Source organism: Bacillus cabrialesii, from assembly GCF_004124315.2.
Lineage (GTDB): Bacteria > Bacillota > Bacilli > Bacillales > Bacillaceae > Bacillus > Bacillus cabrialesii.
On sequence record NZ_CP096889.1, the window covers coordinates 4,013,184 to 4,039,046 of the forward strand.

The following is a 25,863-nucleotide window of genomic DNA, read 5'->3' on the forward strand; positions in this document are numbered from 1 at the left end:
CCGAGAAAAGAAGAAAGCAAATGAGGGGGATTTACAATGGAACAGCAAATAAAAGACGACATCCAGCGTGTCTTTCAGCTTCAGAAAAAACAGCAAAAAGCATTGCGGGCATCAACAGCGGAACAGCGCAGAGAAAAGCTTCAGCGCTTTTTAGATTCTGTGGTCGCCCATGAGGAAGAAATCATCGAAGCGATCCGCAAAGACGTCCGCAAACCATATCACGAGGTCAAAAAAGCGGAAATCGAAGGAACAAAAAAAGCGATCCGAGATAATATGAACAACCTAGAAAAATGGATGGCGCCTAAAGAAGTCGGTTCGTCGTTAAGCCCCGAGGCAAATGGGATTCTCATGTACGAGCCAAAAGGCGTAACACTCATCCTCGGCCCGTGGAACTATCCGTTTATGCTGACAATGGCGCCGCTTGCCGCTTCTCTCGCAGCCGGAAACAGCGCGATTGTGAAGCTGTCCGATTTTACGATGAATACGAGCAACATTGCCGCAAAAGTAATCCGAGATGCTTTTGATGAAAAAGAAGTCGCGATTTTTGAAGGAGAGGTTGAGGTGGCAACCGAGCTTCTGGATCAGCCATTCGACCATATTTTCTTCACCGGTAGCACAAATGTCGGAAAAATCGTCATGACAGCGGCTGCCAAACACTTGGCATCTGTCACACTTGAGCTTGGCGGCAAGAGCCCGACAATCATTGACAGTGAATACGATCTCATGGACGCAGCGAAAAAGATCGCCGTCGGCAAATTCGTAAACGCCGGCCAAACCTGCATCGCACCTGATTATCTGTTCATTAAAAAAGATGTGCAGGACAAGTTCGCGGGCATTTTACAAACAATCGTCAACGCAGGATTTATGGAGGATGATCACAATCCGGACCGCAGTAAATTTACGCAGATTGTCAACGACCGCAACTTCAACCGCGTCAAAGACCTGTTCGACGACGCCATCGAAAAAGGGGCGGAAGTCGTGTTCGGCGGCGTATTCGATGCCAGCGATCGCACGATCTCGCCAACCGTTTTGAAAAACGTCACGCCCGACATGAAAATCATGCAGGAGGAAATCTTCGCACCGATCCTGCCAATGATGAATTATGAAGACATTGACGAGGTCATCGATTACGTAAATGATCGTGATAAACCGCTTGCGCTTTATGTATTCAGCCACAACCAAGACCTGATCGACAACGTCCTCCAGCATACAACTTCAGGCAACGCAGCCATTAACGATGTTGTCGTTCACTTCAGTGACGTCAACCTGCCATTCGGCGGCGTCAACACAAGCGGAATTGGCTCCTATCATGGGGTATATGGATTTAAAGAGTTTTCTCATGAGAAGGGTGTATTTATTCAAGCTGCTAAATAATCATGTTAAGAGAATCTGCATCATCTTGCAGGTTCTCTTTTTTTATCAACCTATTAACCTAAAGATAAAAAGGAAAAACAAAGAAATAAATAGTAATAAAATACCGTTTTTGATACAAGACCAATTTCCTCCGGTATATCTCATTGAAACACTTCACCTTCTACCGTATAATATCCCAGAAAACTTCAAAGGAGAGAATATTATACATGGAAAAACCAGCTGGATTTTGGATTCGGGCAGTTGCCTCTATTATTGATGATTTGATTATCTATTTTTTTGCTTTTATTATGATCCAATTTAACACCTTAATTGTCCTGCCTCTCATTGATGCAGGAAGCTCCTATATGACAGAAGGTCAATATAAATTTTATATGCTGATATTCGGGACAATCCCTGTTATCGCCATTATATATATCTTCGGCATTCTTTATTATAGCTTGCTGACTTCTTCAAAAATGCAAGCAACACTAGGCAAAAAACTCATGGGCATCATCGTTGTCAATCAGTATGGCGAGCGAATTTCATTTTGGCGCAGCTTTGGCCGTTTCTTCGCTTACATACCATCAGGAATTTTGTATATCGGTTACATTATGGCGGCTTTTCCCTCTAAACTGGCATTACACGATTATATTTGCGGGACAAAGGTTGTCTATAAAAATAAAAATCTTGATTGATGAAAAAAACAGGCTGCCGAGATAACCTCGCCAGCCTGTTCTGCTATTTCCCAAAAGCCATCAGCTTCGTATAGCTTCCAATATAAAGAGTTCCATCCTCAGCAAGCTGAGGAGAAGACACGACGTTGCTGTCGGTTTGATAGCTCCATAATTCATTGCCGTTTGCGTCCGCCGCATAGACCTTCATATCATCAGAACCGAAATAAACCGTTCCCTTCGCGTCAATTAGCGGCGCCGTTCTGACAGGGCCTTCTGTGTAGAATGACCAGTTCATATCCCCGTTTTTGCTGATGGAAAAGAGCTCGCCGCTTCCTGAACCGATGTAGATATTGCCATTATGGTCGATCGCAGGCGATGAACTGGCGAACCCGTTGAGCGGGAATTTCCATTTCAAGCTGCCTGTTGACGTATAGGCATACAGCTGTCCGTCTTGGTTACCGGCATAAACGTTGCCATCCTTATCAATCACCGGATATCCTTTAAACGCATTTGACGTCGTTCTGGACCATTTCACCTGTCCGGTTCCGGAGTTAATCGCATAAAACACGTCATTATATGTGCCGACATACACGGTGCCGTTTGAGGCAAGCACCGGCACAGAGCTGACGACACCATTTGTTTTCAACTTCCAGCGCTCTGTCCAAGTTGATTTGGACGTCGGTTTGATCGCGTGAACATAATTATCAAGTGTTGAGAAGTACAGCGTACCGTCCGAACCGATCACCGTTTCAGAGCTTGGCCCCCCGCTTAACGGAACCGTTGTTAAAATTTCTCCCGTTTCTTTGTCGATAAAATAAATCTTTTTATCATAGGATGCCAGGTAGATAACGCCGTTGGTCCCAAGTACAGGAGATTGCGTATATGTTTTTCCAAGATTGCCTGTCACCCATTTGACTGAGCCGTCCGGATTAAAGGCTTTCATTTCCCCGTCTCTGGAATGAAGATATACCGTGCCGTCTCCATCAACTACAGCCCCCGCACCATTTTGCGGAGTCGTTCTGATATCGTTTTGCCATTTCAGCGTCCCGTCTGTATTGCCAGCGAATCGGCTCTCGCGTGACCAGTTAAACATGGCAGGCGCCATCGCTTGTACATCATACCTTCCTGTTAAAAAGCCTGATGCTCCATTATTTTGAGAAAACACCGTTTCCGCCGCGTAAGCAGCTGTCGGCTGAAGCACTTTGGCAGCGGGCACATCAGAAACAGCGCCGGCCGAAACAGCAGCCGCCACCGCAACTCCCGCAATCAGAGCTTTCATACGAAATGACTTAACCATCATTTGGACCCCCATTATATGTATTTTCTAATATGTGACCATCATAACATATTCATCCATTTTATAATTCTGCTTCACAAAAACATCACAAACTAGAAAACTATGTCAGGCTGTTCGCGGGCGTTTTTTCAGAAACTGAACGAAACGCAGCCACAAACCAAATGATATTGACAGCAGCCGCAGCGAGACTAACCGCAATCACAAAGATCACCTCAGAAAGCAGATGGTCACTGAAGAAACTAAACATCACGATAAACCCAGCCGAAGACAAGTGAATCAGCAGCCCAAAACCGCACAGCACCGCCATGACATACCTCATCGCATCTACTCCGAGCATATAAATGATAAAAGGAATAAAATACAATACAAGAATCATACCGATAGCTGACCACATGCCAACTGAATTAAACTGATTGGCCGCCCCTCCCGTTCCGGACAGCGGCGAAAGTGAAGCAGCGGCAATTATGGCGCAGAAAAGAAAAGCAGAAATGGCTGTCATGATCGCCACGCTGTTTTTTCTAGACATCCAACTCCCCCTTTAAGTAGAAATATTAACCTTTTTATTATAAGTAAGCTGGAACGGAACTTCATTATATTTTTAAAAAAATTCCAGAATGCAGAACGGATGATATCGTTTTACCTAGTATATTTTTATAGTAAAAAATAAAGGATAAAAGACTCATTTTTCAGGCATGTCAGGATTATATCACCATATCATATTGCACATGCTTTTTTTTCAAAGTATACTATTCCAGATTAATTCAAAGGAGAGAGAAAAATACATGGAAAAACCAGCAGGATTTTGGATTCGTTTTTTAGCTTATTTTATTGATGGCATTATTGTATCTGTTCCTAGTTATATTATTCTATTTATGATCAATACTGTGTTTGTAGCTGGATCTGTGGCAGCAAACCCTTACATGACGGAAGAAGAGTATTTAGTGAAATACATGACGCTGGCATTTTTGCCTACCATGCTGATCATGATCGTCATCAGTGTGTTATATTACGGTCTGCTCACAGCTTCTAAAATGCAGGGCACACTCGGCAAAAAAATTCTTGGCCTGAAAGTGGTCAATGAACAAGGCGAACGGGTTTCTGTCGGACAGGGAATCGGCCGTTACTTCGCATACATTTTATCTGGAATCATCTTATATATCGGTTTTATCATGATCGCCTTTGGAGAGAAAAAGGGCCTGCATGACATCATTTGCAAAACACGTGTCGTGTATAAATAATAGAAAAAAGTCTAAACGCCAATTTGCGTTTAGACTTTTGTTTTCTTTACAATAGGCTGCCATGACAGATACGTAGCGCTTCTCCATAGCCACTCAAACGGACCCATCCGGAATACCCGAAGCCAAAGGTGGCTGCAGACCATTTGAATGGCACAAACCGCAATCGTGATGAGCACGCCGGCGGCAGGGTACACTTTCCCGTACAACCCCAATCCGAAATGATAGAAAATCCACGTACACACGATCGACTGCATCAGATAATTGGTAAATGCCATCTTCCCAACAGCAGAGAAGGATTGCAGCACTGTTCTCACTCTTGTTTTATGATAAAGATAGACAACCGTTGTGACATAGAAAAACATAAGGAAAGGCGCGCCAATCAGTAAGAATACTTCCTTATCCGTTACACTGTACAGCACTTGGGCGCTGATGCCGATGACTAGTCCAGTCAGCCACACTCGTTTCAATCCTTTGCGATGCTTTCCGGGTTCGTGCAGATATCGTGACTTCGCCGCAGCAGCTCCCAGCAAAAACATGCTGAAATAAGGAATGGATGCAAAGAAGAAGTTGATCGGGTTATACGTAAGCATTCCATTCGAAGACATGTAGACAAGCCGATCGTGGATCCGCTGTTCCGCAATGTCCTTCAAGCTGCCGCTTTCATAAACATGGAGCGCTTGCTTTGCTTGCTGAGTTACCGCTTGTGCCCATTCCTGTCCGTTTGATTGATCAAACCCGGTCAACATGAACGGAAGCGAAAACAGGAGATACAAAGAGACCGCCCATATCAGCAGTGTTTTCGGCTTTGCTTTTCGAAATAAGAGCAGGACAAAGCCGAGCAGGGCGTATTCGGTTAAAATATCCCCGTCCCAAATCAAAAAGGCATGAACCGTTCCAAATAAGAGAAGCGCCGCTAACCTTCTCGCATACAGCGGGACAAACCGCTTCCCTTTGCTTACGGCTCTCTCCATCATGACAACCATGCCAAATCCAAATAAAAAGGAAAATAACAAAATACATTTTGTTTGGATGAAGAATGTCAGTATGTCTGCTGCTGCAAAGTCTGCTTCAGACCACTTTTCTGTAAAAAAGTTCTCTTTTCCAAGCATAGACAAGTACATATCCGGATAACTGAAATGTGCCAGATTGACAAATAAGATGCCGAAAATCGACATTCCTCTTAGCACATCAAGCACGCCGATCCGCTCATTTGCCAAAGTCGGCTGTAATGAAGCCACATCCATCACGCTCCTTTTTTCTGTACCTTAAGGGTATGAAAAAAAGGGGCGAGCAAACATCGATTTAGGTGTCAGGCAGGCATGGGAACCTTACAATCTTGTCATTTTTAAGGTTTCATTACCTTTAAATCTAATGCTTCGATATTCTGCAGGACGCGATCAAATCGCAGAGCCTGAGGCTCACTTGGGAAGATGTGGCCTTCATACGGCTCACCTAACGTCCGGAAAAACGGTTCAAATAAGCCTGGAACCAGTACGCCCACCATCTTTGTATAATGAGAATCCAGACGATAGGAGTGAACAGTGTGCGCAGGGACATGCAGAAAATCTCCCGGGTTCAGTTGAATTTCCTGGCCATCCGCCCACATCGTCATCTGCCCTTCAAGGCAATAAAATGTTTCTGTATGGTGTTCGTGGTAGTGATCAACGATCCGATCACCTTTAGGGCCTTCCGATGATACGACGATAAATTGGCCGTCTGTATTTTTTTGTGCAGCCACAATGCGGTGAAGCTGATCCCCCGTCAACAGACGGTCGCCTTCCCCAGACTCAAGCACGTATGGAACGGCTCTATCCGGAAGCTCTGTAAGTGCCGCTAATGTTGCCGCACCTGCTGGCTTTTCATCATTCAGAAAGGCAATATCCGCCACAGCGGCCGCTTCTGCAAATCGCTCGTTTGACACTTCTTCGATTGCGTGCGGCGGATGTTCAGCATGATCATATGGATTCCCAATAACGGAATACATATGCGCCACATTTCCCTTCATCGTATACGACACCAGTCGTGTTCTGTGGCTCTGCATCCGGTAGCTGTGCGGTGTTCCGGCCGGAATGTTCGCATAATCGCCTGATACTAATAAATAGCGTTCTCCGTCAAGTGTCAGCTCAAGCTTCCCGTCCAAAACGAGAATCCCTTCATGTGTGTCCTTGTGGACGTGAAGCGGAAAGGCATCTCCTTTTCCCCCGGAAAGCATCACGATCTCAAACAAATCACCGGTGCTATTCGCATTCGCCATTACCGTGGCAACCTGTCTGCCGAACAAATAGCGCTCACCTTCTCCGCTGCGGAGCAAATAAGGCATTTTTTCTTTAGGTAATGAGTTTTCACATAATGTTTTCATATATCGTTTCCTCCAATTTAGACCAGTCTATATAATATAGTTTATCTGACTAGACCGTTCTATATAATTGTAGGAGAAAGGATAACAAAATGCTACCCTTTTTTTCTCACCAGCACTGGAATTTGCTCGGCAATGAGAAGAAGGGGCGTTTTGTCTTTATTCGTTAACGAAAGCATGATACCGCCCTCAATCATCGAATTGATCAGCATGCCAAGCTGATTTGCTTCTTCTTCTGCAAATCCGTTTTCCATTAATTTTTTCGCAAAAACCGCTTCCCAGCTTTTAAACACCTTCATGCAAACCGTCCGCAGCGGTTCACTGATTAACGCTGTCTCACTCGCCAGCAAACCGACTGGAATGCCTTGAATGCTTTCTGTATTGTCAAACTGGCTGGCTGTTTTTTTGATAAAATGCTGAATCGCTTCTGTTGGATCAGAGGATTCATCCATGCTTTGCTGTATCAGATGTTCAATCAATTTTCCTGTATATGTAACCGCTTCAATTGCTAATTCTTCTTTGCCATTCGGAAAAAAGTGATAAAGCGATCCCTTAGGAGCACCGCTTTCTTTCACAATCTGGTTCAAACCTGTCGCGTGATATCCTTGCAGCTGGAACAGACGTGACGCCGTGTGAAGGATTTTTTCACGTGAATCTCCTCTGCTAGTCATTAAAACATTCCCTCCTAGGTATGGTAGAGCGACTTATATAATATAAAAAAGAACCCTGTGATTGTCAAAAGGGCTAAGAACCTCCTGGATGGGGTAAAGGTACAAAAACGCGTTCAGGAGGGATTCTTAATGGCAAACGATGATGCAGTCACAAATACAGAACAGCTTGAACAACAGAACCCGGGCATGAAAACGAAGCTCAAACTGAAACAACTTAAGGATCAAGTGATTGTCATTACCGGCGCTTCAAGCGGAATCGGTCTTGTCACTGCGAGAATGGCAGCTGAAAAAGGGGCAAAGGTCGTGGCAGCAGCACGAAATGGAGACGCGCTGAAGGAGCTCGCTGATGAACTAAAGGAAAAAGGGCACGACGCCATATGGGTGAAAGCGGATACCGGAAAAGAAGAAGACGTCAACCGCATCGCAGAAACCGCGATCAGCACATTCGGCCGCTTTGACACATGGGTCAACAATGCCGCCGTCTCGATTTTCGGACACGCCATGGATGTCACCGTCGACGACATGAAGCGAATGTTCGACACAAACTTCTGGGGACCTGTCTACGGAACAAGAGCAGCCGTCAAACACTACACCAGCAGAGGCGTGCCGGGTGCTCTCATCAATGTAGGAAGCCTGTTCGGCGACAGGGGAACGGTCATTCAATCCGCATATGCGTCAGCCAAATTTGCGCTTCACGGATGGACGGAAAGCATCCGAATGGAGCTCGAAAAAGAACAGGCACCCGTCTCGGTTACGCTCATCCATCCGGGCAGAATTGACACGCCTTACAACGAACACGCGCGCAGCTACCTCGACAAACAGCCGGCTCATTACCGCTCCATGATCTACCCGCCGGAAGCGGTCGCCGAAGCCATCCTGTTTGCCGCCGAACACCCGAAGCGCGACATGTATATCGGGTCACAGGCAAAAGCTATCGCCTTGCTGGGCGCTCTTTTTCCCCGGCTGACCGACAGACTGATGGAAAAAATCATGTACCGCAGCCAGCATGCCAAAAGACCGTCCAACCCGCGGGAAGAAAACGCGCTGTATGAAGCGGGGTATGGCATGCATGACAGGGGCACAAATAAAGGATGGATTCGGTCAAGAAGCGATTACACGAAAGCTGCGAAACGCCCGATTGTATCGGCGGCTGTTGTTGCCGGACTGGTGGCTTGGGCCGCCGTCAAACGAAGCAGATAATCTGGCCATAAGAAAAACCCATGCTGTTTCACCGAAAGCATGGGTTTTTTTCATTAATCGATAAAGGCCTTATTCATACGCTGCAAAAGCTCGCCGAACATCTCTTTTTCCTTTGCTGACCACTCTTTCAGCATCTGTTCATAACGTTCAAGGCGCTTTTGCTTATCCGCTTTTAATGTTTGTTTGCCGAGCTTTGTAATGGTAAACAGGCTGACTCTGCCATCGGAAGGGTCTGAGAAACGATAGATGAGCTCCTTCGCCTCTAATGCAGCCGCTTGTCTTGAAAGCGTAGAGATATCAAGTTTAAAGGAATCGGCCAATTCCTTTACGCGGGCAGGCCCAAACTCATCCAATTGCCTCAGCAATAAGTACGAAGCTCTCTCCAAATTCCCTGTTCTTTTCTCTGATTGATCTAGATAAACAGCTCTCCTGATAAAAGTCGTCAGCTCATATTCAATTCGTTCAACTGAATTCTGTTTTTCCACTCGCACTCGCTCCCCGTTCCAATCTCCGACATTGACAACACTATATATACTTGTATAATACAAATGTATATGAACTCAACCAATAAAAGTTATATGATCCATTTAATTATTATACTTGTATAGTACAATCATATAAAAAGAAAGTAAAGTGATTCCTCAGAACCCTCGTCGAAGCAAGTCACCAGAAAGGAGGAAGCTGTTCGATTTCAAGAGCAGCAATTGATGTGAAAGCCATACGAATTATTGTGCAAGTGCTGATATTATATGTATTTTTTATGATCGGAGATGCCATTCAGCATCTGCTTCATTTACCGGTGTCAGGAAGCATCGTCGGACTGGTATTGCTTCTGATCTGTTTAGGTCTCCGTATTGTTCCTGTTTCCATTATTGAAGACGGAGCAGGATTTTTATTGTCCTTTCTTCCATTATTGTTCATCCCGGCCATGACAGGAGTGATGAAATACCCGTCGCTCATTTCATTCAATGGTTTGATGCTGCTGATTACAGTCGTTCTGAGCACCATCGTCACGATCAGTGCGGCTGGATTCGCCAGCCAGCTATTAGAGAAAAAAGCAAAAAAGCGTAAGGAGAAAGAGAAATGCAGCAAGCATGTATCGCAATCATTATAATTCTTTTAACAGTTGCCGCTTATGTAGCGATGGTCAAACTTTATAAGCGATTCCCGCTTCCATTCCTTATCCCTGTTCTGACAACGACCATATTGATTGTCACGGTTTTGGTTCTCTTTCATGTTTCGTATGAGGGCTATATGATCGGGGGAAAATGGATAAATTCTTTGCTTGGGCCGGCAGTTGTGGCACTGGCCTATCCGCTTTATAAACAATGGCATATCATTGTCAAACATTGCGTTCCCATTATAGGCGGCGTACTGGTTGGCCTTTGCATGGGAATGATCAGCGGGCTGATCTTCGCGGAAGCATTCGGGATTAATCATGATCTCTTATTATCCATTCTGCCGAAATCGATCACAACCCCTGTCGCTATTCAAATCGCCGCCGGTCTCGGAGGTGTTCCTTCCATGACAGTCGTATTCGTGATGATCGCGGGCTTTTCAGGCGTCATCCTAGGGCCGCTTGTCCTAAAATGGCTTCGCATACGCAGCTCACTTGGCCAAGGCATCGCATTAGGCAGCGCGTCCCATGCACTGGGCACCTCAAAAGCATTCGAATACGGGGAACTGGCCGTATCCATGAGTTCCGTCTCAATGACGCTTTGTGCGGTGCTTGGCTCATTCTTTGGCCCAATCGTCGTCTGGCTGTTTCATATTTAACAAGAAAGACTGCCCCGGAGGAGGGCAGTCTTTTTTGGTGATACGAATCAGCGAAAGTAAACCGATTGTTAAAATAAATAGCATTTTGCCTGTTTATTTTAGTTCCCCTATGTCTCTTAAATATTGTTCCCGTTCTTTTTTATCAGGGTAAGCGGTTTTGATGTATTCTTCTTTTTCTTTCTTGCTGTATTCGCTCCAGTCTGTAAAACGGTCTCCCACTTCTTTTGAATAGCCAATAGAATCTACTTCATTCGATTTATAATATAAAGAGGCATCAAATGAGAACCTCTCTGGCTCATTATTGATGTAACCAGTAACTTCAATCATTCCCATTGGACTTATTGTTACCTTCTCATTAAACTTAATATCCTTAATAAAATGATGAATATCCTCTTTTTTTAATTTTTCCTTTATTTTCGGTTTCATCTTTTCAGCGTAGTCTTCAGCTTTTTCTTGTTCACTTTTTTCATCCAAATTCACGTTTTGCTTGCCTCCAGACCTTTGCGATGATTGATCAACTGTATTAGTGTTCTTATGATTTAAATAAAAAATGCCTATTCCAATAACTAATACAATTGCCCCGCAAATCAGTATTTTTTTGGTAAACAACATGGTATTTCATCCTTTTTTATTTTATTATACTAGATATGTAAAGTTTAGGAGTGATTAGTTTGCCTCAAAATAATAGCTCTTTGAAATTAACTGATAAGGATCTCAACTTGCTTTCCAACAACGCTTACAAAATAAGCAAATATGAAATTGGCGAAGTAATAACAGTAAGCAATGGTCAAAGTTTGTATGTTGTAGATTATAAAAAAACTAAAAAAGGCCTTAATGCTTTAACGCTTATCACTGAAGAAGATTATAAACGTTCTAATCAAGGCAAACACCCAGAAAAAATCCAAAACGCCATTATCGCATACCGCGGATCAGAACCCATCGGCTCCGGCCAATTCCAAGATACAATAAAACAATATCGTGATGAGCGGGAACAGCTTATTAAAGAAGTAGAGAAAAAGGGAATCAACATTCCTGAAGGTGAAGATGGTTCTTTCTATGACTACGCAAAAGGGGCTCCTGAATATTCAAATGAGATTTTGCAGGATTGGCTCCATATGGACACTAGTTATTTGGTTGGCAAAAAACCATTTGATGACGGGACAGAGAACCAGGCGATTCAGGCAGACCAATATGCAAAAAAAATACATAAAGACTTTAAAAATGCCGACATTCAAGTAACCGGTCACTCATTAGGCGGTTCTAATGCAAGCTATGCAGTCGTGATGAATGACTTTATCAAACGCGGTGTTACTTTCGAAAATCCCAACATATACGAAAACCTGCCTGAGGATGTCAAGGCTCGGGCGTTAAAAGGAGATTTCCGCAGCCGTTTAACAGAATATATCAATTTAAATGATGGATTATCTTTGCTGAATCGGGATGCCGCTGAAGTAGGTAAAGTCAAGGTGATGTATGACGAAGCTTTGCCGAAAGGTGTACAAAATAATCGCCTCCCTGATGTAGTGAAGATGTTGGGTCTGGCATTTAAACAATACAACAATCAATCTCTTGATGTCACACTATTTGTCGAAGCCTTGATGGGAAGTCACGGCCTGGACCGATATAACTTCAATTCAGATGGCTCTGCCCAAACTGTAGATGATGTGTTAAAAAACAATCCAGAGTTTGCGGTAGCGATGCTTAAGCAAATGAAGTCTACGAATGTGAAAGCAAATACAGGTGTTTCGATCCTCATTAAGTCACATGTATTGATGAATACAAGCACACAGTTAAAACATATCGCGGAATCGGAATGGTCTAAGATTATACGCCAGATTGAAAGAATCGATGACAAAGTAAAGGATTCAATTGAAGATGTCAGGAACATGCACACACGAATGGTTGGCTTTGGCACATATGATGAATTATCCGTTTCTGATGTCGATGATTTGATCAATAAGATCAAAATGAATAAACCCCATCACCTTTTTTACTCAAAAGAAAAATATGATCAGGCAGTAGATGCAGCGCTTCATTTACAGCACTTGCTTCAGATGGTGGCAGATGATCTTGGCCATATGGGACATGCTTACCATGATGCAGATCTGGCAGCAGCAAGCCGGATGGGGATTTCATAAGGAGAGAAAGAAACATGGATTTTATGAATAAAAAACCAACAGATGCAGACCGTTTTATGCAAAGAGTGACGAGCCAGCATTCAAGCACTTCGCTTTTTTCAAATACTCATATAGATACATCTGAAATGACACCGGAGCAATTGGCGGCGTTGAAAGAGAAGAAAAGACAAGAACAAAAATTGGCGCTGATGAATTCAATCAAAAAACAACTAACCTATGCTTTTCAGGAAGACCGTAAGAACTTATCTTCAATCCATGATGACATTACAGACGCCGAGCAGGCGGTTAAGGCGAAACGGGAAATGCTTGGCCATTATATGTCAGGAAAAGCGATAGACAGTGTCACTGATAAAATGAAAGATCAGCTTTCATTTGATAAAGTTCGTTCCGACGTCTCGAGTTTGATAAATTCGATCGGATTATAATGGTTTCATTAGAAAAAAGCAGACCGCCGTCAGTCTGCTTTTTCTTTTATGATCTAAAAAACTCAACCAACGGCTGAAAATCCTTAGACAAATCAACATCATTCGGCTCGGCTTGAAGCAGGCGGTCGATCATGCGCTCCAGCTCCTCAACATCATTCTTATCCGTATACTCAATGAAGTTTAAGCTTTCAAGCCAATCCCGATACGAATGTTTGGCTTTGCCGTAGCTGTTGCCAAAAACGAGACAAGGTGTTTTGGTAATGATCGAGAAAATCATCGCGTGGAGGCGGTCGGTGATCACCAATTTACTGGAACCGATGCGGTCCAGCATCTCCATAAAATGCTTTTCACGATCAGCGTAATCGATGGTGTCGACCGTATCCAGCACCGTATCAGTACGCTCCGTATAGGTTGTTTTTTCTGCCCATTTCATCATCTGTGAAATAAATTCTTCGTCTGTCACTTTCTCCTTGTCTGCTCTTAAAATAAAGAGAACGCCGTCCCGCTCAAGCTCTTTCGGAACAATATCCAAGGAGAGCACCATGTCCGGCGTAAAGATCACATTGGAGTTGAAGGTCTGTTTTACAACATCCAGCGTCTGCGTCTCACGCGCGGCAATCGTTAAGTTTGGATTCTGATGGTACGCGTCCTGTGTTTTTTTCTTTTCTTTATTGCCTTCCTCTGTATCTTCAAAATAAACGGATTGCGGCAGAGAAATCGATTTGTAGTCCTTAAACGCCGAGAAGACCTTTCTTCTGTCTTCCTCAATATCGAGATAGAGGTTTCCTAAGTTCCCTCCGCCGGTAAAGCAGACAATATCGTCCTCACGGATAATTTCCTTCACCAGTTCAATGCCCTCATCCGTCGCATAATCCATAATCTCAATGTATTCATAATAAGGAAAATGGTTTTTTATAAATTTCTCTTCCGCATACGCAATCGCTTGGTCACCAATGTTTGTGTAACTCGGGGAACCAAACAAAAATACTTTTCGCTTATCATTTAACAAGGCTTCTGGTTCTACGTTTGGCGCAATGCCTTTTACGAGTTTTTTTCCTTTGATTTCTTGTACAGTCATGTCTTCGTCCTCCTTCTGGGATGAATGCCTCATTGTGTGGTTAACTGTCTCTACCCAAAAAGGAGGATGGCTATGCATCGGCGTGTGCGCCGGCTATATCAGAAACATCGTTTTCGCCAATTTGATGGATGCCGCAATGTCCCGCGCCGTTCTTTCCATATATTCCGCGGCATGTTCAAACGCGTCTTCAAGAGGTACGGCTCCGGGCACAATGCTGAAAAGCGCGTCGATTCCGTGTTGATAAACAGCATCACTCTCTCGTGATATTGATCCTGCAATGCCAATGACGGGCACTTCATATGATTTCGCCGTTTTGGCCACACCGATCGGCGTTTTTCCATAAATGGTTTGGCTGTCAATCCGGCCCTCGCCGGTAATCACAAGATCCGCATCCTGAACTTCATTTTCAAAATCAACCGCTTCAAGGACAATATCAATGCCTCTTTTCAGATCAGCATGAAGAAAAGCCAGCAGACTCCACCCTAGGCCGCCTGCTGCGCCGGCGCCCTCTGTTTCTCTGAAGGTTGTTCCGAGCGCTTTTTCTGCCACATCCGCGAAGTGGGTCAAGTGCTGATCCAGTACACGCACCATGTCGTCTGTCGCGCCTTTTTGCGGCCCGAAAACGGCTGAAGCACCTCTTGGCCCCGTTAACGGATTGTCCACGTCGCAGGCGACTTCTAGTTTGACATGATGGATTCTGGGATCAATCCCGCTTACATCTATGAATGCGAGCTGAGATAACGCGCCGCCCCCGGGTCCTATCTCACGGCCTGATTCATCAAGAAGCCTTCCGCCCAACGCTTGAATCACTCCGGCTCCTCCGTCATTTGTAGCGCTTCCGCCGATCCCGATGATCAACCGCTCAGCACCCGCATCAAGGGCCGCTGTGATTAATTCTCCCGTCCCTTTCGTTGTAGTGACGAGCGGATTGCGCTTTTCTACAGGCACGAGATGCAGTCCCGAGGCGGCAGCCATTTCAATCACAGCCGTTTTCCCATCCCCCAACATGCCAAAAAACGCTGTCACCGGTTCCCCCAGCGGCCCCTTGACAACCTGCTCTTTGATCCATCCGTTTGTGGCATCAACCAGAGACTGAACGGTGCCCTCACCGCCGTCCGCCATCGGCAATTTTCTGTAATCAGCACCCGGAAAGACCGATTTGAACCCTCTTTCTATCGCGTCGGCGGCCTCCAGAGCTGATAAACTTTCCTTAAAAGAATCCGGTGCAATGATGATTTTCATCCAAATCGCCTCTTTCAAAACATGATTCACGTAATCTATTTATCTCCAATGTATCATATCTCCTTTGGAAATACATACCATTAATTCCAGGAAAAATTTTATTAAAAATTAGAAATGAAAGTGTTTGCATAAAAGAAATATTCGAGTTATCATACTTGTATACAAGTATACTCCTTGAGTGAGGAAGGTGAGTGTATGCTAGACTCCAAGGACCTGTTGTATCCCGCAAAATGGCTCTCAAAAGCGTCAACCGGTGTTCGTGTCGCATGCGAGCTGAGAATGCGGATCATTTCAGGCATGATTGAAAGCGGTACCATTTTATCAGAAAATACGATCGCCGCCGAGTTTTCAGTAAGCCGTTCGCCGGTTCGCGAAGCGTTAAAAATACTCGCATCCGAAAAAACCATCCGCTTAGAACGCATGGGAGCGGTTGTAATCGGTTTAACTGAGAAGGAAATCGCGGAAATTTATGATGTGCGTTTACTCTTAGAAACATTTGTCTTTGAACGGCTTGTCAAAATAGACATTGAGCCTTTAGTCAAAGATCTCAGCAAAATACTTGAAATGATGAAAGTCTCTATTAAATACGAGGACGCGGACGAATTTTCATTTCAGGATGTGCTGTTCCATGAAACGATTATCCGCGCGATTGATCATTCATACATTCATATGATCTGGAACAACCTAAAACCCGTCATGGAAAGCTTTATTCTATTGTCCATGCGGGCGCGATTAAAGGAAAAATATGAAGACTTCACACGGATTTTAGATAACCATGAGCTTTATATTCAGGCCATTAAAGCGAAGGACAGGGCGCTGATGATTCAGTCTCTTCACCAAAACTTTGATGATGTGCAAGAAAAGGTAGAAGACCTGTGGCTCTCACAACAAATGCTGGCTAAAGGAGCTGAAAACAACAATGACTAGTTATATGTTAGGAATCGATATCGGCACGACAAGCACAAAAGCTGTGTTGTTCAGTGAAAACGGAGACGTGGTACAGAAAGAAAGCATCGGCTATCCGCTCTATACACCAGACATCTCAACAGCCGAACAAGATCCGGAAGAGATTTTTCAGGCAGTCATTCACACAACGGCGAGAATTACAAAACAGCATCCGGACAAGCAGATCTCATTTATTTCGTTCAGCAGCGCCATGCACAGCGTCATCGCCATTGATGAAAAGGATCAGCCGCTGACGCCATGCATCACATGGGCCGACAACCGGAGCGAAGGCTGGGCGCATCAGATTAAAGATGAATTGAACGGGCATGAGGTGTACAAACGGACAGGAACACCGATCCATCCGATGGCACCCCTAAGCAAAATTGCCTGGATCACCAATGAACGAACAGAAATCGCTTCCAAGGCAAAAAAATATATCGGCATCAAAGAGTACATTTTTAAACAGCTGTTCAATGAGTATGTCATCGATTACTCCTTGGCGTCAGCGACAGGCATGATGAACTTGAAAAGCTTGGATTGGGACGATGAAGCGCTGCGCATCGCAGGCATCACACCGGATCACTTATCAAAACTTGTGCCGACAACTGCAATTTTTCAGCACTGCGCTTCGGAACTAGCGATACAGATGGGAATTGATCCGGAAACGCCTTTTGTCATCGGCGCCAGCGACGGCGTGCTGTCCAATCTTGGCGTCAACGCCATTAAGAAGGGCGAGATTGCCGTAACCATCGGGACAAGCGGTGCCATCCGCACGATTATTGACCAGCCGCAAACCGATGAAAAGGGAAGAATTTTCTGCTACGCCTTGACGGACAAGCATTGGGTCATCGGCGGGCCGGTGAACAACGGGGGCATCGTCCTCCGCTGGATCAGAGACGAATTTGCCTCTTCCGAAATCGAGACAGCAACACGCCTGGGCATTGATCCATACGATGTGCTGACGAAGATTGCCCAACGCGTCAGACCCGGTTCTGACGGTCTGCTGTTCCACCCGTACCTCGCCGGAGAACGCGCTCCGTTGTGGAATCCGGATGTAAGAGGCTCATTTTTCGGCCTGACCATGTCCCATAAGAAAGAGCATATGATACGCGCGGCATTGGAGGGCGTCATTTACAACCTGTACACGGTGTTCCTGGCGTTAACAGAATGCATGGACGGTCCGGTAACCCGCATTCAGGCGACAGGGGGATTTGCAAGGTCGGAGGTTTGGCGCCAAATGATGTCGGATATCTTCGAATCAGAGGTTGTCGTACCGGAAAGCTACGAAAGCTCATGTCTCGGCGCCTGCATTTTAGGCCTGTATGCGACAGGAAAAATCGATTCATTCGATGCCGTGTCCGACATGGTCGGCAGCACGCACAGACATACGCCGATCGAAGACTCAGCCAAAGAATACAGAAAACTAATACCGATTTTCATCAACCTATCAAGATCATTAGAAAATCAATATACACAAATTGCAGATTATCAGAGGGGCTTAATCACACACAACTAGTACTTGACATGAAGGGGAGGGCATTACCATGCCGTTAATCATCGTTGCACTTGGGATCTTAGCATTACTATTTTTGATTATGGGCTTAAAGTTAAACACATTTATTTCCTTGCTGGTCGTATCGTTCGGCGTGGCATTGGCACTCGGGATGCCGTTCGATAAAGTTGTCAGCTCCATTGAAGAAGGAATAGGGGGAACTCTTGGACACATCGCGCTCATCTTCGGACTCGGTGCGATGCTGGGCAAGCTGATTGCGGATTCAGGAGGCGCACAGCGCATTGCGATGACGCTCGTCAACAAATTCGGCGAGAAAAACATTCAATGGGCCGTTGTTATTGCCTCATTTATTATCGGTATCGCGTTATTCTTTGAAGTGGGACTGGTTCTATTAATTCCGATTGTATTTGCGATTTCAAGAGAATTGAAGATTTCTATTTTATATCTCGGAATTCCGATGGTTGCAGCGCTATCGGTCACGCACGGTTTCCTGCCGCCGCACCCGGGACCTACGGCAATTGCCGGCGAATACGGCGCTAACATTGGAGAAGTGCTGCTGTACGGCTTTATCGTTGCTGTTCCGACAGTGCTCATCGCAGGGCCTTTGTTTACAAAGTTCGCGAAAAAAATCGTTCCTGCATCATTTTCGAAAAACGGCAATATCGCATCACTCGGCACGCAAAAAACGTTTAAGCTTGAGGAAACACCCGGCTTCGGAATCAGCGTCTTTACTGCGATGCTTCCGATTATCATCATGTCGGTCGCGACCATTATCGACCTGCTTCAAGAAACAATCGGATTTGCGGATAACGGAGTTTTAGCTTTTATCCGATTGATTGGAAACGCATCGACTGCTATGATTATTTCGTTATTGGTCGCAGTTTATACAATGGGCATCAAACGCAACATTCCAGTTAAAACCGTGATGGACTCTTGTTCAACAGCCATTTCACAAATCGGCATGATGCTTTTGATCATCGGGGGAGGCGGCGCCTTCAAACAAGTGCTGATCAACGGCGGTGTCGGCGATTACGTGGCAGATTTGTTTAAAGGAACGGCATTATCGCCAATTATTCTTGCTTGGCTCATCGCGGCGATCCTGCGCATTTCTCTAGGATCAGCCACTGTTGCCGCGCTAAGCACAACAGGACTAGTCATTCCGTTATTGGGGCATTCTGATGTTAACCTGGCATTAGTTGTGCTCGCAACTGGCGCCGGAAGTGTCATCGCTTCACACGTCAATGACGCCGGCTTCTGGATGTTCAAGGAATACTTCGGATTAAGCATGAAAGAAACATTTGCCACATGGACGTTGCTGGAAACGATTATTTCCGTTGCTGGACTGGGATTCATATTATTGTTAAGTTTAGTTGTATGAAATTGATGAAGGAGCTGTAACACATGTTCAATACGATTGGTGTCATAGGCTTAGGCGTAATGGGAAGCAATATCGCCTTAAACATGGCAAACAAAGGTGAAAACGTCGCAGTCTATAATTACACCAGAGATTTAACGGACCAGCTTATCCAAAAGCTGGATGGACAATCTCTCAGCCCGTACTACGAGCTTCAGGATTTTGTTCAATCGTTAGAAAAACCAAGAAAAATCTTTTTGATGGTCACAGCGGGAAAACCCGTAGATTCCGTCATCCAATCATTAAAGCCTTTGCTTGAAGAAGGCGACGTCATCATGGACGGGGGCAACTCTCACTATGAAGACACAGAAAGAAGATATGACGAGCTGAAGGAAAAAGGCATCGGCTACCTGGGAGTCGGAATTTCCGGCGGCGAAGTCGGCGCATTAACAGGGCCTTCCATCATGCCTGGCGGAGATCGCGACGTCTATGACAAAGCCGCTCCTATCCTGACAAAAATCGCAGCTCAAGTCGGTGAAGATCCGTGCTGTGTCTACATCGGGCCAAAAGGGGCAGGACACTTTACAAAAATGGTGCACAACGGCATTGAGTATGCCGACATGCAGCTGATTGCAGAAGCGTATACGTTCCTGAGAGAAACGCTGCGTCTGCCGCTCGATGAAATTGCCTCTATTTTTGAAACATGGAATCAAGGTGAGCTGAAAAGCTATTTAATAGAGATTACAGCTGAGATTTTACGCAAAAAAGACGAAAAAACAGGACAGCCTCTGATCGATGTCATCCTTGATAAAACGGGCCAAAAAGGCACCGGAAAATGGACGAGCATGCAGGCGATTGATAACGGCATTCCGTCCACGATCATCACAGAGTCCTTGTTCGCCCGCTATTTGTCATCCTTAAAAGAAGAACGCGTGGCAGCTCAAGACGTGTTAGCAGGCCCGGAAGCCGAAGAAAAACATTTTGATAAAGACACTTGGATCGAATACGTCAGACAGGCTCTTTACATGGGGAAAGTATGCGCCTACGCACAAGGCTTTGCCCAATACAAAATGTCATCTGAGCTTTACGGCTGGAACCTGCCGCTCAAAGACATCGCTTTGATTTTCCGAGGCGGCTGCATCATCCGCGCAGATTTCCTAAACGTGATCAGCGAAGCATTCAGCGAGCAGCCAAACCTGTCAAACCTGATGATCGCGCCTTATTTCTCAGATAAGCTCCAAGCTTACCAAACAGGCATGCGCAAAGTCGTTTGCGAGGGCATCAGCACCGGGAGCTCGTTCCCATGCTTAACAACAGCGCTCTCTTATTACGACGGCTACCGCACAGGACGTTCCAATGCGAACCTCTTGCAGGCGCAGCGCGATTACTTCGGCGCTCATACGTACGAACGGACAGATATGGACGGCGTTTTCCATACGAATTGGTCTGAATAACAGCCATAAAAAAACACGGTCAGTTTCAACTGAACCGTGTTTTTTTCATCAATGGTTTCTTCTTTTTCTGAAAAAGAGAACCAGTACGATCACAATGATCCAAACAATTGGAGACATAAGTAATGTTTTAAATATCATAAACAGTGATACAATAATAGCTAGAAACAATCCCCAAGAAAACAAAGTGAAAATCGGCATGCTTGCTGCTCCATTCTATTTTTGCCTTTTATATCGGTTTACTGAATGAGAACTAAAGGTACACGCTGAAATAACATCAACCTGCCGCTTGTTCATTGTGTCATAAAATGTTCAAATGCCTAACAGTTCTGAATCACAAAAGTCCCGTAAAACCTTGTCTAATTGAGAATCAACCTAGATTTACATTCTCATCTGCACCAAAAAAATGCCTAAATCTTTCCTGTCATAGCTTAATGAAGACGAAAAAAAGTAAGGTATTAATGGGGTTTTGGCTTGACAAAAAATATATATTAATTAATAATTCATATATAATTAGAATTATTATTGAAAGCGAATATGCTTTCTAATACATTTTTAGGAGGAATATACATTATGTCTTTAATCGGTAAAGAAGTACTTCCATTCGAAGCAAAAGCATTCAAAAACGGTGAATTCATCGATGTAACAAACGAATCTCTGAAAGGCCAATGGAGCGTATTCTGCTTCTACCCAGCAGATTTCTCTTTCGTATGCCCAACTGAGCTTGAAGATCTTCAAAACCAATACGCTGCACTTAAAGAATTAGGTGTTGAAGTATACTCTATCTCTACAGATACTCACTTCGTACACAAAGGCTGGCACGACAGCTCTGAAAAAATCGGCAAAATCACTTACGCAATGATCGGTGACCCATCTCAAACGATCTCTCGCAACTTCGATGTTCTTGACGAAGAATCTGGTCTTGCTGACCGCGGAACATTCATCATCGATCCAGATGGCGTTATCCAAACTGTAGAAATCAATGCGGGCGGTATCGGCCGTGACGCAAGCAACCTGATCAGCAAAGTAAAAGCAGCACAATACGTTCGTCAAAACCCAGGCGAAGTTTGCCCGGCTAAATGGGAAGAAGGCGGCGAAACTCTTACACCTAGCCTTGATCTAGTAGGTAAAATCTAAGGAGTGCATTCCATTGGGACTTGATGCAAATATCAAAGCACAATTAAATCAATACATGCAGCTAATTGAGAATGACATTGTTCTCAAAGTTAGCGCAGGCGAAGATGACATTTCTAAGGACATGCTGGCTCTCGTTGAAGAGCTGGCTTCCATGTCATCTAAAATTTCAGTTGAAAAAGCTGAATTAAACAGAACGCCAAGCTTCAGTGTCAACCGTGTCGGAGAAGACACTGGCGTTACATTCGCCGGTATCCCTCTGGGCCACGAATTCACATCATTAGTTTTGGCATTGCTCCAAGTGAGCGGAAGACCGCCTAAAGTAGACCAAAAAGTCATTGATCAGGTGAAGAAGATCAGCGGTGAATACCACTTTGAATCTTATATCAGCCTGACATGCCACAACTGTCCTGACGTTGTACAAGCTTTAAACATGATGAGCGTGCTGAACCCGAACATTACGCACACGATGATCGACGGTGCGGCATACAAATCAGAGGTTGAAAGCAAAAACATCATGGCAGTGCCGACGGTTTACCTGAATGGCGAATCCTTCGGAAGCGGCCGTATGACGCTTGAAGAAATTCTTGCCAAAATGGGCAGCGGCGCAGACGCATCTGAGTTTGCTGACAAAGAGCCGTTTGACGTTCTTGTTGTCGGAGGCGGACCTGCAGGCGCAAGTGCGGCGATCTACACTGCGCGTAAAGGCATCCGCACTGGTGTTGTCGCTGAACGTTTCGGCGGACAGGTTCTCGACACAATGAGCATCGAAAACTTCATCAGCGTTAAAGCGACTGAAGGGCCGAAGCTTGCGGCAAGCCTTGAAGAGCACGTGAAGGAATATGATATTGACATCATGAACCTTCAGCGCGCAAAACGCCTTGAGAAGAAAGATCTTTTCGAACTTGAACTTGAAAACGGCGCTGTGCTGAAAAGCAAAACAGTGATCCTGTCAACAGGTGCCCGCTGGCGCAATGTCAACGTACCTGGGGAACAAGAGTTCAAAAACAAAGGTGTCGCATACTGCCCGCACTGTGATGGGCCATTGTTTGAAGGCAAAGACGTAGCGGTGATCGGCGGCGGAAACTCTGGAATCGAAGCAGCGATTGACCTTGCGGGTATTGTCAATCATGTTACTGTGCTAGAGTTCGCACCGGAACTGAAAGCAGACGAAGTGCTGCAAAAACGTCTCTACAGCCTGCCAAACGTCACTGTACACAAAAATGCGCAAACAAAAGAAATCACAGGCGATCAGAGCGTAAACGGCATCACATACGTAGACCGCGAAACAGGCGAAGAAAAACACGTTGAACTTCAGGGTGTATTCGTCCAAATCGGTCTCGTTCCAAACACAGAATGGTTAGACGAAACAGTTGAACGCAACCGCATCGGCGAAATCATCGTCGACAAACACGGCGCGACAAGCGTTCCAGGCTTATTCGCTGCCGGCGACTGCACAGACAGTGCGTACAACCAAATCATTATTTCAATGGGATCAGGTGCAACCGCCGCTCTCGGCGCGTTTGATTACCTTATCCGCAACTAATAAAAGAAAGCCGCAATATTGCCAGATTGGCAGCATTGCGGTTTTTTCTTTTATTATAGAAAACCTCGACTCAGGCTCTCTGATAAAAGCGCACGATTCGAGCCAACGTTTATAGTTCCTTGCCTCTCATTTGAATGACTTTTTTATACCACTCATATGAATCTTTTTATATGCTTCATCGATTGGTTTCCTTTATTGTCTCGAAAAACACAGATCATATCGTAGCGTTTTTTCATTTCGCCTGTTGTGAAGGGGATGATATCAATAATGCCCCAAGGCGTGTAGCCCAATTTTGGAATGTAAAGAGCTTAGCCTCCTAGACAACCGCCCTACCTAAAAAGGTGCAAGAGAATCTCTCCCTTGCACCCCATATATTAGAATTTCAAACGTGATTTTACTTATAATAATTATAATTATTAAATGTTGCGATCATATCTTCTTGTGTTCCCTTGTTTCCGCGGTTCGTATTAAAGTATAACGTTCCATCATCAAAATCAACAGATTCTATTTCGAAAAGTGTATAGGCACCGCTCGTAATCCGGAAAGACAAATTGTTACGGGTAAACAGTTCTTTCGAAAAGTCAGCTGTTTGAGTTGTTTTTTGTTCTTTAATCAAACTATTTATATCCAAAGGATACGTTAATATAATGCTAACATTAGAGGCATTTCCATTTGCATCTGGTTTTGAAAGCGGCACATATAAGGTTCCTTGGTAGAAGGAAATCCCTTGCTGGATGTATTTAGAAACATCTTCTATCTTATTATTAACTATAGCTTTTGTGTAATTTAGTTTAAAAGTAGCCTCATAATCAAATCGTCCAGTTTTATCATTAAACGTACCAATAAAAAATCTTTTCCCTGATCTAACGATGAATTTATCTGTTCCGACTGAATATGTTATTCCGCTTATAGATAAATTAGAACCTTTATAATTCAGAACGTAAGTTTTGGCAACTTTGTATGTTTTCTTTGTTGTATCTACACTCAGTTTTATTATTTTATTGACATACTTAGTTCCGTCTGACATTGGTGCAACATAAATGCTGACGTTTTTATCACCGGAAGATACTTTTACAGCTAAGTCATTTGCGTGCCCTAAATCATAGCTGGTACTGTTTGTATCTGAATTTTTAAGTAGTGTAACAGTTCTGGTACTGCCCATTTTAATAGAGAATAATTGAGTTTTTTGAGTTGAACTATTAAGTTTTGCTGCATAAATAGCGTTATTGTTGCGATCCACACACATTCCCTGCATCGCAGTAAAATATCCTGATTTTGACAAAGGTGTATAAGTTGTATACGTGTTAAAGTAACCTGATTGAGCATATACAGTTGTGGCGGCTAGACTGCTTATAGCTAAGACAACCGCCGTTATTAAGACTTTTGGTTTTCTAAACATTCACGCTATCCTCCTATATTTTATTTCCAAATTATATATTGAAGAGATTTTATCGTCAATTCATTACCCATTTATGTAAAATTTGATTTCTTACCTTATAAACTAAGAAATTATTTGTTTAACCCTTAAATACTGAACACAAAAAGACCTACCAACGTCTGAGACTTTTGAAGGGAAAATGAATATCTTGGTGATTCAATGTAATGAAATTCAGTGATTTTTATATATAAGGTTTAACAGGAAAAATATCTCTGTTAGTATGACAACCAAAGAGGAGGATAAATTATACAAAGAATAATGAAGCTAACCACAGTAAAACTGGCAGCCTTGGTATTCCTAGTAGGCGCCTTAGCCCTCCCGGTTTTACCTAATGCTGCAGATGCCGCAGAATCTCAAGCTACATACAAAGTTGAAAACCTCAACGATAGTGAACTGAAGATGACGTTCGAGCATGCAGATGTTCATATTGGTACTGATGGAAATAACCCTAAAAGATCATGTAACGGGCGAAGAGCAAATTCTCCCCAAAAGCTCAACTGACAAAAATGGTGACCCTGTTACACTACAATACGAAAAAATCGATCATGGCGTTTTAATCAAAGTTGTAAACCAAGACTCTGGACAAACTAGCGGTACCATCAGCACTCAATCCGTTGGAAAATGTATTCTAGGTACTGGCGGCGGTGCGATAACTGGTGGCGATACACTGATTCTTGCAGGAACTGCTGTAGGAGCAGTCACAATATCCGGCATTGGAACGGTAGGAGCCGGTGCCGTTGGTGCAATGACTTGGGCTGCTGCATCCTGCTTCTAATATAGAACTCTTCTTTCATTAACTATGGAAGGTGGTCCACATGTACAAAATCATCATCCCTGCAATTCTAGCCATCTTCTTGCTCTGGATACTCTTACAGATTTCACTGGAGATGAGTATCTTTAAGAATCCAATGAACTACTTTATTGTATTCATTATCTTTTTCCTTTTTATAAAGATGGTGAAAGAAAAACAACAATAGATTACTTAGGACCAGCTGTAAGAAACCAGATTTTGATTGAAATCTGGTTTTTTGTGT

General features: G+C 44.2%; 25 protein-coding genes and 2 pseudogenes. 16 read left to right on the forward strand and 11 right to left on the reverse strand.

The window, feature by feature from the left end:
- Nucleotides 1-36 precede the first annotated feature (36 nt).
- Complete coding sequence (locus EFK13_RS20470) at nt 37-1,374, forward strand: aldehyde dehydrogenase family protein (RefSeq protein ID WP_129507078.1); 1,338 nt, start codon at nt 37-39, stop codon at nt 1,372-1,374.
- Nucleotides 1,375-1,580: 206 nt separating this feature from the next.
- Nucleotides 1,581-2,048 carry an RDD family protein gene (locus EFK13_RS20475; RefSeq protein ID WP_129507077.1) on the forward strand — a complete coding sequence of 156 codons (468 nt, stop codon included), beginning with the start codon at nt 1,581-1,583 and terminating at the stop codon, nt 2,046-2,048.
- A gap of 43 nt (nt 2,049-2,091) precedes the next feature.
- Here the strand turns inward: EFK13_RS20475 and EFK13_RS20480 are convergent, their stop codons facing one another.
- Nucleotides 2,092-3,324: an outer membrane protein assembly factor BamB family protein gene (locus tag EFK13_RS20480; RefSeq protein ID WP_129507267.1), complete on the reverse strand. Its 1,233-nt coding sequence runs from the start codon at nt 3,322-3,324 to the stop codon at nt 2,092-2,094.
- A 100-nt stretch (nt 3,325-3,424) separates the two neighbouring features.
- Nucleotides 3,425-3,850 (reverse strand): DUF5391 family protein, encoded by a 426-nt coding sequence (locus EFK13_RS20485; RefSeq protein WP_129507076.1) that lies wholly within the window; start codon nt 3,848-3,850, stop codon nt 3,425-3,427.
- A gap of 256 nt (nt 3,851-4,106) precedes the next feature.
- Here EFK13_RS20485 and EFK13_RS20490 point away from each other — a divergent pair, with 256 nt between their 5' ends.
- Complete coding sequence (locus EFK13_RS20490) at nt 4,107-4,562, forward strand: RDD family protein (RefSeq protein WP_129507075.1); 456 nt, start codon at nt 4,107-4,109, stop codon at nt 4,560-4,562.
- 29 nt (nt 4,563-4,591) lie between these two features.
- Here the strand turns inward: EFK13_RS20490 and EFK13_RS20495 are convergent, their stop codons facing one another.
- From EFK13_RS20495 to yxaF, 3 genes are all read right to left on the reverse strand, one after another.
- Complete coding sequence (locus EFK13_RS20495) at nt 4,592-5,800, reverse strand: DUF418 domain-containing protein (RefSeq protein ID WP_129507074.1); 1,209 nt, start codon at nt 5,798-5,800, stop codon at nt 4,592-4,594.
- 107 nt (nt 5,801-5,907) lie between these two features.
- A complete protein-coding gene (locus tag EFK13_RS20500; protein WP_129507073.1) occupies nt 5,908-6,921 on the reverse strand; it encodes a quercetin 2,3-dioxygenase in 1,014 nt (337 codons plus the stop codon).
- Nucleotides 6,922-7,013: 92 nt separating this feature from the next.
- Nucleotides 7,014-7,589, reverse strand: coding sequence for a transcriptional regulator YxaF (yxaF, locus tag EFK13_RS20505; RefSeq protein WP_003236428.1), 576 nt, complete (start codon nt 7,587-7,589; stop codon nt 7,014-7,016).
- Nucleotides 7,590-7,718: 129 nt separating this feature from the next.
- On the opposite strand from yxaF, the gene EFK13_RS20510 reads away from it, so the two are divergent.
- A complete protein-coding gene (locus EFK13_RS20510) occupies nt 7,719-8,789 on the forward strand; it encodes an SDR family oxidoreductase (RefSeq protein WP_129507072.1) in 1,071 nt (356 codons plus the stop codon).
- A gap of 53 nt (nt 8,790-8,842) precedes the next feature.
- Here EFK13_RS20510 and EFK13_RS20515 read toward each other — a convergent pair whose 3' ends face one another.
- The gene (locus EFK13_RS20515) at nt 8,843-9,274 is read right to left on the reverse strand and encodes a MarR family winged helix-turn-helix transcriptional regulator (RefSeq protein ID WP_129507071.1); all 432 of its coding nucleotides are present in this window, start codon (nt 9,272-9,274) and stop codon (nt 8,843-8,845) included.
- Nucleotides 9,275-9,498: 224 nt separating this feature from the next.
- On the opposite strand from EFK13_RS20515, the gene EFK13_RS20520 reads away from it, so the two are divergent.
- Nucleotides 9,499-9,903: a CidA/LrgA family holin-like protein gene (locus EFK13_RS20520; protein ID WP_129507070.1), complete on the forward strand. Its 405-nt coding sequence runs from the start codon at nt 9,499-9,501 to the stop codon at nt 9,901-9,903.
- Nucleotides 9,873-10,565, forward strand: coding sequence for an LrgB family protein (locus EFK13_RS20525; RefSeq protein WP_129507069.1), 693 nt, complete (start codon nt 9,873-9,875; stop codon nt 10,563-10,565). Before EFK13_RS20520 ends, EFK13_RS20525 begins: the two co-directional genes overlap by 31 nt.
- Before the next feature lie 93 nt (nt 10,566-10,658).
- Here the strand turns inward: EFK13_RS20525 and EFK13_RS20530 are convergent, their stop codons facing one another.
- On the reverse strand, nt 10,659-11,177 hold the full coding sequence (locus EFK13_RS20530; protein ID WP_129507068.1) for a DUF1433 domain-containing protein: 519 nt from the start codon (nt 11,175-11,177) through the stop codon (nt 10,659-10,661).
- Nucleotides 11,178-11,236: 59 nt separating this feature from the next.
- On the opposite strand from EFK13_RS20530, the gene EFK13_RS20535 reads away from it, so the two are divergent.
- Nucleotides 11,237-12,703 (forward strand): DUF2974 domain-containing protein, encoded by a 1,467-nt coding sequence (locus EFK13_RS20535; RefSeq protein ID WP_129507067.1) that lies wholly within the window; start codon nt 11,237-11,239, stop codon nt 12,701-12,703.
- Between the two features lie 14 nt (nt 12,704-12,717).
- The gene (locus EFK13_RS20540; protein WP_129507066.1) at nt 12,718-13,128 is read left to right on the forward strand and encodes a hypothetical protein; all 411 of its coding nucleotides are present in this window, start codon (nt 12,718-12,720) and stop codon (nt 13,126-13,128) included.
- A gap of 46 nt (nt 13,129-13,174) precedes the next feature.
- On the opposite strand, the gene EFK13_RS20545 is transcribed toward EFK13_RS20540, so the two are convergent.
- The gene (locus EFK13_RS20545) at nt 13,175-14,206 is read right to left on the reverse strand and encodes a polysaccharide pyruvyl transferase family protein (protein WP_129507065.1); all 1,032 of its coding nucleotides are present in this window, start codon (nt 14,204-14,206) and stop codon (nt 13,175-13,177) included.
- Nucleotides 14,207-14,299: 93 nt separating this feature from the next.
- Nucleotides 14,300-15,448: a glycerate kinase gene (locus EFK13_RS20550; RefSeq protein WP_129507064.1), complete on the reverse strand. Its 1,149-nt coding sequence runs from the start codon at nt 15,446-15,448 to the stop codon at nt 14,300-14,302.
- Nucleotides 15,449-15,643: 195 nt separating this feature from the next.
- Here EFK13_RS20550 and gntR point away from each other — a divergent pair, with 195 nt between their 5' ends.
- From gntR to ahpF, 6 genes are all read left to right on the forward strand, one after another.
- Nucleotides 15,644-16,375 (forward strand): gluconate operon transcriptional repressor GntR, encoded by a 732-nt coding sequence (gene gntR, locus EFK13_RS20555; protein ID WP_129507063.1) that lies wholly within the window; start codon nt 15,644-15,646, stop codon nt 16,373-16,375.
- The gene (gene gntK, locus EFK13_RS20560; protein WP_129507062.1) at nt 16,368-17,909 is read left to right on the forward strand and encodes a gluconokinase; all 1,542 of its coding nucleotides are present in this window, start codon (nt 16,368-16,370) and stop codon (nt 17,907-17,909) included. Before gntR ends, gntK begins: the two co-directional genes overlap by 8 nt.
- Before the next feature lie 28 nt (nt 17,910-17,937).
- On the forward strand, nt 17,938-19,284 hold the full coding sequence (gene gntP / locus EFK13_RS20565) for a gluconate permease GntP (protein ID WP_129507061.1): 1,347 nt from the start codon (nt 17,938-17,940) through the stop codon (nt 19,282-19,284).
- Nucleotides 19,285-19,307: 23 nt separating this feature from the next.
- Nucleotides 19,308-20,714: a decarboxylating NADP(+)-dependent phosphogluconate dehydrogenase gene (gnd, locus tag EFK13_RS20570; protein WP_129507060.1), complete on the forward strand. Its 1,407-nt coding sequence runs from the start codon at nt 19,308-19,310 to the stop codon at nt 20,712-20,714.
- Nucleotides 20,715-21,284: 570 nt separating this feature from the next.
- Nucleotides 21,285-21,848, forward strand: a complete 564-nt coding sequence (gene ahpC / locus EFK13_RS20575; protein WP_064815472.1) for an alkyl hydroperoxide reductase subunit C — start codon at nt 21,285-21,287, stop codon at nt 21,846-21,848.
- A gap of 13 nt (nt 21,849-21,861) precedes the next feature.
- A complete protein-coding gene (gene ahpF, locus EFK13_RS20580; protein WP_129507059.1) occupies nt 21,862-23,391 on the forward strand; it encodes an alkyl hydroperoxide reductase subunit F in 1,530 nt (509 codons plus the stop codon).
- A gap of 109 nt (nt 23,392-23,500) precedes the next feature.
- Here the strand turns inward: ahpF and EFK13_RS20585 are convergent.
- Nucleotides 23,501-23,681 (reverse strand): annotated as a pseudogene (locus EFK13_RS20585) (family 1 glycosylhydrolase); the annotation flags it as partial.
- A gap of 104 nt (nt 23,682-23,785) precedes the next feature.
- On the reverse strand, nt 23,786-24,790 hold the full coding sequence (locus tag EFK13_RS20590) for a hypothetical protein (protein ID WP_129507058.1): 1,005 nt from the start codon (nt 24,788-24,790) through the stop codon (nt 23,786-23,788).
- A 285-nt stretch (nt 24,791-25,075) separates the two neighbouring features.
- Here EFK13_RS20590 and EFK13_RS20595 point away from each other — a divergent pair.
- Nucleotides 25,076-25,604: pseudogene (locus tag EFK13_RS20595) on the forward strand (Pathogenicity island protein).
- A gap of 40 nt (nt 25,605-25,644) precedes the next feature.
- Nucleotides 25,645-25,806 (forward strand): hypothetical protein, encoded by a 162-nt coding sequence (locus tag EFK13_RS20600; RefSeq protein WP_129507057.1) that lies wholly within the window; start codon nt 25,645-25,647, stop codon nt 25,804-25,806.
- Nucleotides 25,807-25,863: the final 57 nt, after the last annotated feature.

Excerpts from the sequence above, each read along its gene's own strand:
- EFK13_RS20470 (WP_129507078.1), top strand. The coding sequence starts at position 37 with ATGGAACAGCAAATAAAAGACGACATCCAGCGTGTCTTTCAGCTTCAG.
- EFK13_RS20475 (WP_129507077.1), top strand. The coding sequence starts at position 1,581 with ATGGAAAAACCAGCTGGATTTTGGATTCGGGCAGTTGCCTCTATTATT.
- EFK13_RS20480 (WP_129507267.1), bottom strand. The coding sequence starts at position 3,324 with ATGGTTAAGTCATTTCGTATGAAAGCTCTGATTGCGGGAGTTGCGGTG.
- EFK13_RS20485 (WP_129507076.1), bottom strand. The coding sequence starts at position 3,850 with ATGTCTAGAAAAAACAGCGTGGCGATCATGACAGCCATTTCTGCTTTT.
- EFK13_RS20490 (WP_129507075.1), top strand. The coding sequence starts at position 4,107 with ATGGAAAAACCAGCAGGATTTTGGATTCGTTTTTTAGCTTATTTTATT.
- EFK13_RS20500 (WP_129507073.1), bottom strand. The coding sequence starts at position 6,921 with ATGAAAACATTATGTGAAAACTCATTACCTAAAGAAAAAATGCCTTAT.
- yxaF (WP_003236428.1), bottom strand. The coding sequence starts at position 7,589 with ATGACTAGCAGAGGAGATTCACGTGAAAAAATCCTTCACACGGCGTCA.
- EFK13_RS20510 (WP_129507072.1), top strand. The coding sequence starts at position 7,719 with ATGGCAAACGATGATGCAGTCACAAATACAGAACAGCTTGAACAACAG.
- EFK13_RS20525 (WP_129507069.1), top strand. The coding sequence starts at position 9,873 with ATGCAGCAAGCATGTATCGCAATCATTATAATTCTTTTAACAGTTGCC.
- EFK13_RS20530 (WP_129507068.1), bottom strand. The coding sequence starts at position 11,177 with ATGTTGTTTACCAAAAAAATACTGATTTGCGGGGCAATTGTATTAGTT.
- EFK13_RS20540 (WP_129507066.1), top strand. The coding sequence starts at position 12,718 with ATGGATTTTATGAATAAAAAACCAACAGATGCAGACCGTTTTATGCAA.
- EFK13_RS20545 (WP_129507065.1), bottom strand. The coding sequence starts at position 14,206 with ATGACTGTACAAGAAATCAAAGGAAAAAAACTCGTAAAAGGCATTGCG.
- EFK13_RS20550 (WP_129507064.1), bottom strand. The coding sequence starts at position 15,448 with ATGAAAATCATCATTGCACCGGATTCTTTTAAGGAAAGTTTATCAGCT.
- gntR (WP_129507063.1), top strand. The coding sequence starts at position 15,644 with ATGCTAGACTCCAAGGACCTGTTGTATCCCGCAAAATGGCTCTCAAAA.
- gntK (WP_129507062.1), top strand. The coding sequence starts at position 16,368 with ATGACTAGTTATATGTTAGGAATCGATATCGGCACGACAAGCACAAAA.
- gntP (WP_129507061.1), top strand. The coding sequence starts at position 17,938 with ATGCCGTTAATCATCGTTGCACTTGGGATCTTAGCATTACTATTTTTG.
- gnd (WP_129507060.1), top strand. The coding sequence starts at position 19,308 with ATGTTCAATACGATTGGTGTCATAGGCTTAGGCGTAATGGGAAGCAAT.
- ahpC (WP_064815472.1), top strand. The coding sequence starts at position 21,285 with ATGTCTTTAATCGGTAAAGAAGTACTTCCATTCGAAGCAAAAGCATTC.
- EFK13_RS20590 (WP_129507058.1), bottom strand. The coding sequence starts at position 24,790 with ATGTTTAGAAAACCAAAAGTCTTAATAACGGCGGTTGTCTTAGCTATA.
- EFK13_RS20600 (WP_129507057.1), top strand. The coding sequence starts at position 25,645 with ATGTACAAAATCATCATCCCTGCAATTCTAGCCATCTTCTTGCTCTGG.